The organism is Paenibacillus sp. E194 (genome assembly GCF_000935845.1).
In the GTDB taxonomy this organism is placed as follows: Bacteria; Bacillota; Bacilli; order Paenibacillales; family Paenibacillaceae; genus Paenibacillus_B; species Paenibacillus_B alvei_B.
In genome coordinates, this window is the sequence record NZ_JMDX01000166.1 from 1 (window position 1) to 13796 (window position 13796).

Genomic DNA, 13796 nt, shown 5'->3' on the forward strand with positions numbered 1-13796 from the left:
CCAAAGCCATTCATCGTAGTTCCGTCTTCATCCAATTTATAAACATTCCCTTCAAATCTATTCATGATTAAGGGTTCATAAAGAATCTGGCCTATTGCTAACCATGATTCTTTGTCATCTTGAATATCTGCGAGAACATATTGATTGCTCTCTAATTCGCTGTAACTCCAGAAATCAATATCACCACATCGTGCTCCATTTGTTATTTTTAATAAGTCGTAGTATTTCCCTAGCTTTAACAAATCAGCTTCTTCATGAATCCCCGTGAACCCATCATTTAATTTTGCAAAAACAATCGTTGAAGGATCCTCTTGTAAACCTTCTTTTAGGCAATCAATGATTTTTTTAATTTCCTCGTTCATTCAAATTCATCCTCTACTTAAAAAGAATCTTGAATTCTATAACCTGCTTCTTGTGCCAGCGCCTTAATTTCATCAATCTCAGTTGATGGGACCGTGATCAGAACGTAACAGTCACTTTCCATATCCAAACATGCCAACGAAATTCCCTTTTCCCTTAACCTTTTTGAAATTTCATTTAAACATTGGGCCGTTGGCAGCTCATCAAGTTCTCCCTCCTCAAAATCTTCCCAGCTTATGCACGCCATTTTCTTTCTATCTAGCAATTCATCAACAACATCGCATAGGTATAAACCTGATTCTTTCCAATCGATTTCAAATGCCAAATCATGATCAAGAAGTGCGTCAACCAACGAAATCCATGCCAATTGATCAATCGGGCTATCGATCCCTCTTTCATCAAGCCGCTCTTTGAACTTCTCAAAATAGGCTCCTGGCTGTTCTATAGCTAATGAAACCTCTGAATAAATTTCTTCTTCCACATCATATGAAAGCCTTTGCACAAGTAACAGCATTGCATTCATACACTCACTCCTTTTCCAACTACAGTTGAAGGTATCTCATATTCTTTTTAAAACTTTACAATCAAGTGTCTTTAACGTATGATGCGTTGCGAATCAGGTATCTTTTCATTTTGAATTACGAATTGCAATATCTCGTCATCGTCAATTTTATACCCTGGTTTATCCTTTGGAATTGCAGCCAGAGGTGTTTGAAGCAACGGATGTTCTATATTAGGGGTAGCTAGTCCCTCTTTTTCTCTAATTAATTGAATGCAATAATAATCGTAAGGAATACAGTCAAACGATAAAATTTCACTTAATTTATAGGGAGTGTCGCTTAGACTATAAATGTGGAAATCACATAGTTCATATAGGTGCTCTCCAAAATGATTTGTATCGTTCCAACTGCGCATTAACTTTTGGTAGACATGATCTTCCGGTAAAATAGTAAACAATTCAGGCATGTCTCCCGTTTTCCACTTGTGATATAGACAGGTCATAAAAACATGATGCGTCTTATTCTCCGCATAGAAATCTCGATCTTTCGTAAACATATTCGTTGCATATTGGTAGGTTAGCTCTGCAATATCTTCATAGCCCCACAATAGGGAAAGCCCGATAAGTCCCCCTATTTCCCTGGCTGATACATCCTCTCTACTTGGATTGCTTTTAATCATTTGAAATGACCAAAAAAGTTGCTGCTCTAATAAAATCCATCCTGATGGTTCCCCATTGAGTATTCTATGTTTTGCATTCATTTCAAGGTGAACACCAATTAATAACCCTAAACGTTCCGCTAAACGATTTCGTTCATTTTTTTGAATGAAGTCTTTCATTTCATTCAGTCGAGCATCACGTATTTCTTTCACTTCTTCGTCTGAGATTACTCGTTTTTTGTACTCTTTCATCGCTCGATCAAAATACTTCCAATACTTATTAGTGCGCATTCTTCCACCCCTTCACATTAAGAATATTGCCAATAACTTTGTATGGGGTTCTCAATCGAATCTTCTAACATTTGTGCGTATAAATAGATAGCACCGAACGCAAAGGGATAACTTTTTCTTGGCTTTATGAGTGTATCTGGATACCCATCCTCATCGACCTGAAATAGAAATTCAAAACCGTCATCATGCAACTCCGTATAGTAATACTTTTCTCCCTGGATATGCCTTGGAGTTCCCCCAAATTTAATAAGAAAACGTTCTTCAAATGACGCTTTATCACTTACAATGTTGGCTTCTGAAATATAGTGCTTTACTAAATCAGGATCGGTAAAAGTATCAAGTTTACTCTCTTCTGTTTTAGGATGTTTCATTGTGAATAACGAACAATCTGGATATCTATTTTTCGAAATACGATCTTCAAACTGTTTAGGAGCGAATATGGAGATCATCTCAGTTTCATCAAAAGGGTTAACGATAGACAAATAAAAATACCTCTCCATATCCTTATTTACCATGCCTTCTAGTTCATCAAAATAAGCCGGTGCATTCCCACCAATCCATCCATTACGACTATCCTTTTCGCTCGTTTGAAAAAGCATACACTCTTTTCGCTCTTTAAGACTTTTTAAATCTCTCATTGTGATCACCCCTCTCCATTTACATTTCGGCTGATACTATCCTGTTCATCTTCTCATCATACTTCGACATTTATCGAGTTAAATCCTACCAAAAGAATAGGGGTGAGCTGTGTTTAAAAACGTCAAAAGCCCGCCAAAAGGCAGGCTTTTCGTTCTTAATTGGATTTTTCCGATGGAAATAACGTACCACCGTAGTCGACTCCAATGGTTAACGTCCCCATATAATATCTCTCTCCCCATTTCGTAAACTTAGGCCACCCTCCTTGAACTCCATGAGACAGCGTAAGAACGAAATCATTTTCGTTGATGTAGGGACTGAGTTGTCTTGAATTGTATGGTGGCAAGGATTCAATTTCATAGGTGAACTCTTGAGGGAAAAATAATTGCGTTGTCAGGATTTCTTTTGAACCCTCAATTATTTTGATGTGAATATGAGGCGTTCTAAGATGATACCATGCAGGGATTATAGTCAAAAACTCAACCATGCCGTTCTCGTCGGTGAACTGACGTCCACGAAGAAACGTTTTATGATCTGTCGGTACGGCAATTTGTCCTGGAGCGAAGCTACTATTTTCGTACCCTGAAAATCCTGAATAAACACCACAGGCGTTACTATTCCAAATATCAACGGCCAACCCACAGATGGGTCTGCATCCCTTAACATCAACTACTCTTAAGCGGAGTAAGAGATCAACTCCATATTGGTCTTCTCGAACATCTTTTCGAATCATGGAGTTCTTCAGATAGAAGGGACCTTCACTCGTGGAACTCGTAAGTAGACATCTATCAGTATCCTCGAAACTATAGCTTACAATACAAAATTCGTTATATTGCTGTTTCAGGATATTTTTCTTGACCCATTGATTACACGGATTGTTCATATCACGAAACATACATGCGGTTCTCCTTTGGGTTTCTGATTATATCCTGAGCATATGCCTATATTTCGTAATAAGTGCAATTTATTTAGGAAACCACAACATGAAGCTTCGACTAACACCAAAATGTATTTTCAAATTTCAAACCTTTAAGAAACATCTGATTATCGATAGCGTTTATATATACAGAACGATACGAACTTGGAAGAGGTGAAATTATGAAGAAAATAGACGGCCTCTAGCTTCCCACAAGGAGGGAAAATAGAGCCAAATGAGCAATAGTATGAAAAAATCAACCGTATGGACAGACCATCGTACACCCGGCACCCGCTGGAGCAAACGGCAGGCAAGTAAAACTGTACGCCGATTTACAGATGATGTTCAAAACGGAAAATGGTACAGAAAACTATTCTGTTCCTGGAATATTTGCGACTACCGCTTTTATAAAACAAAGCAGCAGGCGATACATGAATGGGAGACATCCCGATGTCTGAGGGAACGACAATTGACTAAAGCAGAAGTTATTAAGGATTGGGAAAAGTTCTATAGAAGAAAATAAGCTCAAGCGTCGGTCTGGGAAGCCAGGCGCCTGAACTTTTATAAGGGATTAGCGGTTCACATTACACTGAACCTGATACAATATTGCCTCTGAATATCGTGGCCACACGTTTTGAACTTCTTGCGATAGCTTCAGCTGAACAAGAAGCTTCGACTAGCACCATATTTGCATCGTCTCCGACTTTGGGCCACACTCTTTCGCCATTATCATTTAATGGTGTCTTGCCATCGGTAATAAATTGCAGTGTCCGGGCTAATGCCCGCTCATCGGACCATCCGTACATTTCCGCCAAACGACCAGCTCGTTTCAAAATATCCCCATCGCCAAAAGGCGACCACACGTCAAAAATATTATCGCATCCGACAGCAACCGTAACACCTTTCCGGTGTAATAGACCAACTGGCGGAAACTTGCGGTTTATCGGTACGCTTGTAATAATGGAGACCCCTGCATCCGCCAGAAGCTCTCCCATGACCTCCGCTTGAGCTTGAGAAATATCCCCCAACCCAAAGGCATGGCTGACGGCAACCTTGCCTTGCAATCCCGCTTCTTTCGTTAACTGGGCCAATCGCTTTATCGTAAATACACCAAGATGATCGGCGTCATGCAAGTGCAGGTCAATGCCCGCATTTCCTTCTACGGCTAGCTCCACCATTTCCTGTAAGGAAGCTTCGAGATCACCATCCACCGTGGCTGGATCGACGCCACCTACGAAGCTTGCTCCTTGGCGAAGGGCTTCCCGAACCAACTGTTTCGACTTGGAACGCAATAAACCGTGCTGTGGAAAAGCAACGATTTCGTAGGTCAGCTTCCCTTCAAATGTGTGCAATGCTCGCTTAACTTGTTCCAAATTCCCCAATCCAACCTCAGGATAAACATCGACATGCGTGCGCACATGCGTTACACCAGACTTCACATAAATATCGAGCAACTGTTCCGCACGTTCTTGCGTCGTTGTTTCCAAAGAAGGAAGTACTTGCTTTTCGATTTCAAACCGTTCAAAAATATTACTTGCAGGTGTTACCGCACGCCACCGATCACCAAGCAATGTTTTATCCAGATGACAATGTTTTTCGGTAAATGAAGGCAGCACCAGACGCCGTTTCGCATCTTTCTTAGGAAGTTCATTCGGTACGGGCTCATCCGCTGAGACGATTTTCGCCACTTTCCCATCCTCGATTAAGAGATGATAGCATTCGGTTTTGGTACCCGTAATCACACCGTTATCTTCCTGAAATCCCGTTTCCAACAGGACATTGGTTAACCAATAAGTAGTATTCAAAGAAGCTCATCCTTTCTACGTTCTCTGATAAAAGTTCTAAAGTTCTCCGGCAGCCAGATTCCCCTGAAAGAAAACCGCGACCCTTCTTGCTCTGCGTGCAACCGCTTCGGCTGAACAACTTGCATCAACGAGAACGAGGTCGGCAGCGTCTCCGACATTAGGCCAGATGCGTTGTCCGTCTGTATTTAAAGGTGTTACACCGCCTGTAATATACCCCAGTGTTTGTCCAAGGGAACGTTCGTCCTTCAGGCCGAATCGTTCCGCTAATGTACCCGCTTTTTCAAGACTATCTCCTTTGCCAAAAGGAGACCAGTGATCCGTGATGCTGTCATCACCGAGGGAGATTTGCACACCCTTTTCGCTTAAGAGCGGTATCGGAATTGTCCTTCCAAGCGGAACGGTGGATGTAATCGTAATCCGCTGCTCAGCTAACAGTTCTGCAACTTGACCTGCCTCTTCCAGAGAAATGTCAGCCAACGCCAGAGCATGGCTGATGTTGACTCTTCCTTGCCACCCTGCTTCCTCTGTTAACGCGGCCAATCGTTGAAAGGTAAAAATGCCAAGATGGCCTGGATCATGGATATGAAGATCAATACCCGCATCCGCTTCCACCGCAAGTTCCATTACCGTGTGCAGTGACTTCTCGATATTGCCGTCAATGGTTGCAGGGTCAACGCCGCCAACGAGAGCAGCACCGCTTCTTAATGCTTCTCTTACGAGAGAAACAGATTCACTGCGTAATAATCCATGCTGGGGAAACGCCACAATTTCAACCGAAGCTTTTCCTTTGTAAGTTTCTACGGCTTGAAGCGTGGCTTCCAAATTCCGCAATCCTATGAATGGATCGACATTACAATGGGTACGAATACGGGTCGAACCGGCATTGGTCAGCAATCCCAGCAAGTTCTCCGCCCTTTCCTTAGCAACAGGCAACAAGCGCGGGAGTAATTCTTGTTCCTCCTCCAGCCTTGTCAAAAGTCCTTTGCGTGGTATCGTTGGCGCTTTCCATGGACCACTGTAATATGTCTTATCAAGATGAATATGCATATCGCGGAATGAGGGAAGCATGAGATATCCATTTGCATCCCGTGTAGGCATATTCGTTTCTAAAGGTTGATCTGCGGGAACGATCTTACTGATTTTCCCATCTGAGATCTGTACATGAAAAAGCATGGTTTCTGTCCCCGTTACGGTGCCATTCTCATACTGATAGCCGGTCTCCAACCGCACATTCGTTAACCAGTAAGCATTGTCCGCCACTTCCGTCTCCTCCTTCGCTGCAACTGTTTTCCCAAACCAGCCCGTAAGACAAGCATTACAAGCAGCAAGAGACGAGACGTCGCTCGGTCTCCTTTATCGTTCTTTACAAATATGCTAACATGAAGGCGATCAAACGAAAAATATATAATAAATAAGTTATATATATGTTTTTCATATATGAGAAAGGAGTCTATGCAACGATGGATATCAGACAGCTTCGCTATTTTATTGCGATTGTGGAGGAAGGAAGCATATCAGCCGCAGCGAGAAGACTTCATATTTCTCAACCGCCTCTAAGCCAACAATTGAGAGCAATGGAAGTGGAACTCGGCGCAATATTGTTGGAGAGAAACGGGAAACACATGGAAGTAACGAATGCAGGCAAGACCTTATATTCCTATGCCTTGCAAATGGATCAATTAATGCAAGAGGCTAAGATGGAAGTGAGTGAGGTCGAAAATGGGGTAAACGGCCAATTGACGATGGGTGTAAATACGTTTTCGGTTCCTGATTTGCCTGAAATCCTCCACCAATTTCAAAAGCAATATCCTAAGGTAACGTACAAAATCCAACAAAATGAGTCCGCTCATCTGTGTCAGTTAGTCCGGGATCGGGCTGTCGAATTAGCATTCATACGATTACCGCTTGAATTGGACGATTTCTCAGTTCTTCACCTGTATACCGAACCGTTCTATTGGATTACATCGCAGAAACAGAAACGGTCTGAACATGAAGTTACGCTTGCGGACACGGCTAACGAACGGCTCTTATTGCCAAGCACGCAGGGATTAGGTGTACACTATTCCATTTTGGAGGCATACTCAAGGCTTGATATGCATCCCCTTGTTGTCGGTGAATGTTCCGACATATCGCTGTTGATGGAGTTGGTATCCACTGACTTTTGTTCGTCGATCGTTCCGGAAACACTGCTTCATCGGCATAGAGGGGTTTCGATTCATGCGTACAAAATTTCTTCTACCGTTGGGATGTCTTCTCCGCTGGGGCTAATATGGCTCAAAAATCACCGCTTATCCAACACGGCCCGGAATTTTATCGATTTATTCAAAAAAGAAGGAAGGTATCTTCAGCATCATGCGCATAAAGAAACGGATTGATTGAAGCCCTATTATGGAGTCCAATTTTTTTGTGGCATGTGGAAATTAAAAAATGACCCTCGGATCATGACGATCCGGGATCTTTTGGCTCATCTTCAAACGAATGATTTCACTTCTTTGAAGCAAATCGTATCGAGAGCACATCAGCCGTGTTGAGGAGAATTTAGATTTTTCAATCGACTTCCCGTAAAGATACTGCTCACGAGCAGTACGAATCCGCCAAACAGATAAGGCAAGTCGAAATGGACTTCAAACAAAATACCTGCCAACATCGGGCCAAATATCAAACCGAGACTCGTGTAGGCATTATTCATTCCTGCCACAAACCCTTGTTCATTCCCGGCCACTCGGGATAGAAGCGTATTGATCGTAGGGCGCAAAATATTATTGAACGTAAAGAATAACATCGTAAATACCATGACATAGAAGAAATGGCCAGAGAATAATAGGAATACAAGGGACACCGCCGATAACAACAACATGGCAACAATAATCTGTTTTTCCCCGAATCGCCGTGTAATCCGGTCAGTCAGCAACAGTTGATTCAACGTGCCGATGAGCGAACATACGGTTAGTAGAATAGCGATTTGACGCGTCGTGAATCCGTACACCTGTACGACAAAGAGCGGAAAAATTGCTTCAAAATGCGTCAGACCGAAGGTCATCGTGAAAACAATGAGCAGCATGACAAAATAGCGAGACCGAACCGAAAGCACGATTTGCCGGAACACATTGTCCCTCTTTTCCTTCACTTGACTACGCATCTGGCGAATGTTCGCCGACACCGATTCAGGCAATCCCCAGAAGCTGCAAAGCATTGCCACCACTCCTACACATGCGGATACATAGAATGGCATCTTAATGCCCCATTCCGCAAGCAATCCGCCGACACCCGGTCCGATAATAAACCCAGATGTCATCGACGCACCCAACCATGACATCGACTTGCTGCGCTGCTCATCTGCTGTAATGTCAGCAATATACGCAATAATGGACGGGATTAAGGCTGCTGAGCCTATTCCACCAATCAATCGCGATGCGAATAATAAAGTTAGATCGCTTGCAAAAGCTGCAAGCAAGTTGGAGAGTGCGAACAAGACCAAACCGATGATAATCATTGGTTTACGGCCGTATCGATCTGACAAATTGCCTGCAATGGGTGAGAATAGAAACTGGGTCAAGCCAAAGCAGGAGACCAAATATCCTGCGGCCTGTCCGCTTGCCGAAAACTCCTCAAGAAGTTCCGGCACGATCGGAATGACAAGACCCATACTTAGATTAGCGAGAAACATGTTCAACAACAGTAATGGAAACGCTGACTTCGTTAACATTAATGACCACCTATATCGAATTGATAAAAATCATGAATCGGGAACTGAATACCAGTCCCCTCTATCTGCATTTGTATATGTTAGCATGCGGCTATCTTCAATAAAAATATGAAAAACATATAGGGACTTAATATTTTTGATATACATAGAGAATGCTTCTATATGATTCTTATGGCGACCGGCATATCAAGTTTAAGTGATAATAGTTTTTTTTCGAAAGATTCTATATTGAAAAGAGAACGCCCCTGAAGTTGAAGGGGCGTTCTCTTGATTTCTGGACTTATGTGATACTAAGCTGCTAGCATGTCAATTAAAGTTAATTATTGACAACCGAAGTAACATAGGTTACTTTTAACCTATGTTACTTATAACCTAATATGTTTATATCAATCCAATCACTATTGACAGCTTAATATGGGAGATGATTTCAGAATTTTGAAAATAAGTTATGGAGGAACAAAACAAAATGAACTAGGTTTGCGAAGACAATTTCGACATTTGGAAGCAGCCCGCGTGCTCACTCAAGAGATCCCGAGTCGTAGATTAGTATCTTGTGACAGTACCATTTCTTTGTAAATGCCGTTGATGTTTATTAACTCTTCGTGCGATCCGATCTCTACAATACTTCCTTGTTGCATCACAATGATTTTATCTACATACTTGCAAATATTTAACCGATGGGTGACGATTATTGCCGTTTTTTCATCTGCAAATTCCATGAAATCTTCATTTATTTGTCTTTCGCTAAGCGGATCTATTGCAGATGTCGGTTCATCTAAGAAGAGTACACTTGGTCTGCGGGCATATGTTCTGGCTAGCGCCACTCTTTGCCATTGCCCGCCTGACAAATCTACTCCATCTTGGTACACAGGACTCAGCATTGTGTTGGCCCCCCTGGGTAATTGACTGACGATATCAGATAAACCGCTGTTCGCAACGGTTTGTTTTAAATCAGGATCATTTTTATCAACTAATTCGTCACCTAACGTTATGTTTTCAAATAAAGACATCGGATATTTTCCGAATCTTTGAAATAGAACAGAAATGTTGTTTCGGAAGGACGATTTCTCATAATTACGTATATCTATGTCATCATAGCAAATCGTTCCTTCATAATGATCATACAGGCCGATCATGCATTTCAAAAGCGTGCTTTTTCCAGATCCATTATCACCAAGAATAGCAACTTTTTCTCCTTTGTTGATGCGAAAAGAGATATTGTTTAATACGACTTTATCAGAATCTCCATAATGAAAGCTCAATTGATGAACAGATAGACTTGACTGCAATCCTTTAAATGATTTCCCGTTAGGATCGTTTTCTTCTTCTTCCATGTTCATTACATCAAAAAGCGAAGGCAAGTAAATAGAAGCTTGGTTGAAATAGCTAAGTGAGTTCACAATATCATTTGCATAATTTTGAAACATTAATATGGCTTGAGTTACTAGCATGAAAGAACCAATAGAGATTTCAGTAGTCGAGGAAAGCACTAAAACAATAAGCATGGAAGCATTTAAGATTTGTGTGACAATTTGAAGCCCGGTAAATAGTGTGTCTCTTTTCAGACCGATTTTAATAAGGGGGTGCTGAACATGCCAAAATGAGTTCTCCCATTTGCGAAGTAGATATGCATACCTCTGGAAAATTCGAATTTCAGCGGCCTTAATATAATCTGTAAAAATACTAGATATGAATTCCTTCTCTCTTTCCTTTTCGCTATTTTGTGTAAGGATGTCCATCTGATATTGATTGTATAGTCTAGTTACGTAAATGTTGAGCACGCTTAAAATAATGAGCAACACTATTATTACCCAATGAATATTGTGCAAAATATAAACCATAAGTGTTAATGCGATGCAGCTTTTCATTAATGATAGTGCATTGTTGAGAAGATGAATCCCAAGATGGGGGGTAATGGATGAGAGCATCGAAATTTTATTCTGTACGTCAGTACTTTCTAATGAAATCTGTTTTACGCGGGATAATTTTGACCTGATTAGATATTCAAAGCGGAACATATATTTCGAATTTAACTTAACTTCAAATATTTTTCCCGATAATGTGACAAGCTGAAAAAGAATATAAATGATTGCCTGTGAAATGAGAAGCCATATAAGTAAACTTGGATTATTCCTGTATTCAGTTAAAGCATCTCCTATTTTTTCTGTTAGCAATAATGATATGTTAGGTAAAAAGGCGAGAATCAGAGAGATTCCGATAAAGAACACAAATCCAATTCGAGAAACATTGAAAATAATGTTGAATACCCATTTAAATAATTTTAATTTCATCGGAAATGGACGCAATTAAATTCCTCTTTTCAAGTATATCGCACAACTATGTTGATTTGCAGAATGCAAGGACGATATCCAACAAAGAATAAAGAACTCAAATAATCTGAGTTCTTTACTTTTAAATATTTATTTCGGTACTGCTAGCAGCCGCACTTCGGAGGATTAATCCAGTACGAACACCCTTTTGGAGCACTGGAGCAGTCAGTCCACTTTTTATACGGCATGCCATTTCCTTGAAGAGTACACGAGTTATCATAAGTGCATTTATCTACACAATAAGAAATAGAGCAATCATCCTTCTTCATTGATATTCACCTCCTTTCGGGCAATCTTGAACAGAATAGGTTAAGACACCAGACTTTGCTGAATGATATGGATTTGACTCATAACGGATTCCATATGTCCTGAATAAGTTCCCTTAATCTGGCCATTTGCAGAAATTCGAATAATTATCGGGAACTCATTTACTTTTAAGGTTTGAATTGCGTTCTCGTTCACAATGAATTGTTCGTGTGGATTAGTTCTCTCGACTAAGCTCAAGTGGTTATGAATGTGATTGTGTTCGTTTTCTAACTGTGGAGGATAAAAAGAGAAGATCACTATATGTTCATTTGCGTGTTTTAAATCAACCTTATGATCAAACAAGGCAGTTAGCGTTTTTTCGCAAGGATTGCAGCCTACTCCCGTAAGCAAAATTAGAGTGTCCTTGCTATGATGCTGTTTAAACACAACAGTATTTTTTGAAGCAGGATCAATGACTTCAATTGAAGGTATAGCTTCGCCCTTTGCTAGAGAGGAATAAGGCAACTCGAATGGATTAAAATCACCCTTGTTTTTATCTTCTTTCATTATTTTTAATTCATCCATTATTGCTTTCGCTACATTCAATAATTGCAAAATGAAATATGCTACAGTGCACAGGCCGATACACATAAAGATTATACCTATTATTAATAAATCCATACCCTACCTCATCCCGTTTTAATGTTTTTTAAAATATAGGCAGCATGATTTATGTAACGATAAAAGAATAAAATAATTAAGGATAGTGCCTCCATATATACGAAGAACACGAGCTGGTGTATATCGTCTAGTAAAGTAAGCAAGTTGGTGGAAGGCGGAAAGATTAAGGTGAGGAACAGACTTGCGATTAATACAAAATTTCTAGCAACAATTCCTTTGTTAAGAATATGATTTCCAAGGAAACCGCCACATTGACAAGAGATTTCGCTCTTTTTCCTTATATGCATAACTATCATTAGATTGAATATAAAGAGCAAGGAAATCAAAGCTATCGATGGAATAGCAGTATTGCGGCCAATTAATAATAATAGTGAAAATCCTATTTCTGTAGTGATGACTGAAATCGCCAAGAAATAGACAATGTAGTTATTACTTACATTTAACATTACTTTTATAGCTCTAATGAAGGGACCGAAATTAAAAATCTTCGATACTCCAGTACTGACAAATATATTAACAATGAGCAAATGAACAAAAAAACTATAAATTATAAAAACCTCCTTGATTATCTCTGCATTTCCATAACTTAGTATATTATTGATTATAATTCATTGTCAAAGAGTATTTTGCTAAAATCTAATAGTACATGCAAAAAATTCACTGTAATTAAATGCAAAAAAAGACTCAAAAATTATGGTATAAAAACTGCTAGAAAGAAAGGCGAGATATAATGGAGAATTTATATAAGTCAGAAGCAGGCAAACGAGAAGTTTTAGAACAGTACCGAAAAATACTTGCTAGCTGGCCAGTGGAAAACCACCAATACGAAGTTGAGACAAGCTTCGGATCGACTTTTGTCATTGAGTCAGGATCCAAGAACAATCCCCCACTGATTCTCCTGCATGGAAGTGTATCGAATTCTTTCACTTGGTACGGCGATGTAGCCTCTCTTTCAAAAACTCACAATGTTTATGCAATCGACATTATTGGAGAAGCAGGATTATCAGCAGCAAGCCGACCAAGCTACGAGAGTGGTGCATACGCGCTATGGTTGAATGAAACCATACATGCACTTCGATTAAGCTCCTGTTCCATTGTAGCTATGTCATTAGGCGGCTGGATGTCATTGAGTTTCGCTACCACTTATCCGGAGAAGGTAGACAATTTGGTTTTGCTTTGTCCCGGAGGGCTTACACATGAAAAAGCCAGTTTCCTATGGAAAGCAATCTTTTTCTCCCTTCTTGGAAAATGGGGTCAGCTACAAATACTTAAATTAGTGGGTGCTGGTACTATTTCTTCATCATCGTTATCCGGATTGGAAGTAGATCTTTCATTCGCATCACTTGTCTTCAAACATTTCAAACCGCGAACTGCAAAAATGCCGTTATTTAGTAATCAGTCCCTTCATCAATTAACGATGCCGATTTTCATGCTTTTTGGCGATTCTGATCAATTAATACCTGCTAGCAAGAGTATGAATCGACTGAAACAATTTGCACCACAAGCTAGGATCGAGCTGCTGCCGGATACGGGCCACCTCATTGTCAACCAAGCAGATAGGATACTACAATTCTTTAACCCCCAAGGCAGTTGATAGGTTACCGCAAACAATAAAAAGGTTTCCCGACATTAGCACCTCCGCCTAACAGCCGAGAAACTCTATGTCT

At 40.4% G+C, this 13796-nt stretch carries 14 protein-coding genes; 3 read left to right on the forward strand and 11 right to left on the reverse strand.

Translation table 11 applies throughout. From position 1 onward, the window contains the following. From AZ66_RS20145 to AZ66_RS30055, 5 genes are all read right to left on the reverse strand, one after another. A partial coding sequence (locus AZ66_RS20145) for a hypothetical protein (protein ID WP_044356482.1) occupies positions 1 to 362 on the reverse strand: 362 nt, incomplete at its 3' end. A gap of 17 nt (positions 363 to 379) precedes the next feature. After that, positions 380 to 883: a DUF6630 family protein gene (locus AZ66_RS20150; RefSeq protein WP_052648693.1), complete on the reverse strand. Its 504-nt coding sequence runs from the start codon at positions 881 to 883 to the stop codon at positions 380 to 382. Positions 884 to 954: 71 nt separating this feature from the next. Continuing rightward, complete coding sequence (locus AZ66_RS20155) at positions 955 to 1809, reverse strand: hypothetical protein (RefSeq protein WP_044356483.1); 855 nt, start codon at positions 1807 to 1809, stop codon at positions 955 to 957. A gap of 17 nt (positions 1810 to 1826) precedes the next feature. Beyond that, positions 1827 to 2447, reverse strand: coding sequence for a hypothetical protein (locus AZ66_RS20160; protein ID WP_052648695.1), 621 nt, complete (start codon positions 2445 to 2447; stop codon positions 1827 to 1829). A 155-nt stretch (positions 2448 to 2602) separates the two neighbouring features. Continuing rightward, positions 2603 to 3340, reverse strand: a complete 738-nt coding sequence (locus AZ66_RS30055) for an intradiol ring-cleavage dioxygenase (RefSeq protein ID WP_052648697.1) — start codon at positions 3338 to 3340, stop codon at positions 2603 to 2605. 256 nt (positions 3341 to 3596) lie between these two features. On the opposite strand from AZ66_RS30055, the gene AZ66_RS20170 reads away from it, so the two are divergent. Further along, entirely contained in the window at positions 3597 to 3884 is a 288-nt protein-coding gene (locus AZ66_RS20170) for a hypothetical protein (protein ID WP_044356484.1), read from the forward strand. Positions 3885 to 3945: 61 nt separating this feature from the next. Here the strand turns inward: AZ66_RS20170 and AZ66_RS20175 are convergent, their stop codons facing one another. Next, a complete protein-coding gene (locus tag AZ66_RS20175; protein ID WP_044356485.1) occupies positions 3946 to 5166 on the reverse strand; it encodes an amidohydrolase in 1221 nt (406 codons plus the stop codon). Positions 5167 to 5202: 36 nt separating this feature from the next. Further along, positions 5203 to 6426 (reverse strand): amidohydrolase family protein, encoded by a 1224-nt coding sequence (locus AZ66_RS20180; RefSeq protein ID WP_044356486.1) that lies wholly within the window; start codon positions 6424 to 6426, stop codon positions 5203 to 5205. A 200-nt stretch (positions 6427 to 6626) separates the two neighbouring features. Here AZ66_RS20180 and AZ66_RS20185 point away from each other — a divergent pair, with 200 nt between their 5' ends. Beyond that, complete coding sequence (locus AZ66_RS20185; protein ID WP_044356487.1) at positions 6627 to 7541, forward strand: LysR family transcriptional regulator; 915 nt, start codon at positions 6627 to 6629, stop codon at positions 7539 to 7541. A gap of 143 nt (positions 7542 to 7684) precedes the next feature. Here the strand turns inward: AZ66_RS20185 and AZ66_RS20190 are convergent, their stop codons facing one another. From AZ66_RS20190 to AZ66_RS33855, 4 genes are all read right to left on the reverse strand, one after another. After that, positions 7685 to 8872 carry an MFS transporter gene (locus AZ66_RS20190; protein WP_044356488.1) on the reverse strand — a complete coding sequence of 396 codons (1188 nt, stop codon included), beginning with the start codon at positions 8870 to 8872 and terminating at the stop codon, positions 7685 to 7687. A 521-nt stretch (positions 8873 to 9393) separates the two neighbouring features. Then, the gene (locus AZ66_RS20195) at positions 9394 to 11178 is read right to left on the reverse strand and encodes an ABC transporter ATP-binding protein (RefSeq protein ID WP_021258288.1); all 1785 of its coding nucleotides are present in this window, start codon (positions 11176 to 11178) and stop codon (positions 9394 to 9396) included. 333 nt (positions 11179 to 11511) lie between these two features. After that, the gene (locus AZ66_RS20200) at positions 11512 to 12129 is read right to left on the reverse strand and encodes a hypothetical protein (RefSeq protein WP_021258289.1); all 618 of its coding nucleotides are present in this window, start codon (positions 12127 to 12129) and stop codon (positions 11512 to 11514) included. Positions 12130 to 12137: 8 nt separating this feature from the next. Beyond that, positions 12138 to 12737 carry a MauE/DoxX family redox-associated membrane protein gene (locus AZ66_RS33855; RefSeq protein ID WP_442950311.1) on the reverse strand — a complete coding sequence of 200 codons (600 nt, stop codon included), beginning with the start codon at positions 12735 to 12737 and terminating at the stop codon, positions 12138 to 12140. Positions 12738 to 12859: 122 nt separating this feature from the next. Between AZ66_RS33855 and AZ66_RS20210 the strand changes: the two genes are divergently transcribed. Further along, on the forward strand, positions 12860 to 13723 hold the full coding sequence (locus AZ66_RS20210; protein WP_044356489.1) for an alpha/beta fold hydrolase: 864 nt from the start codon (positions 12860 to 12862) through the stop codon (positions 13721 to 13723). Positions 13724 to 13796 lie beyond the last annotated feature (73 nt).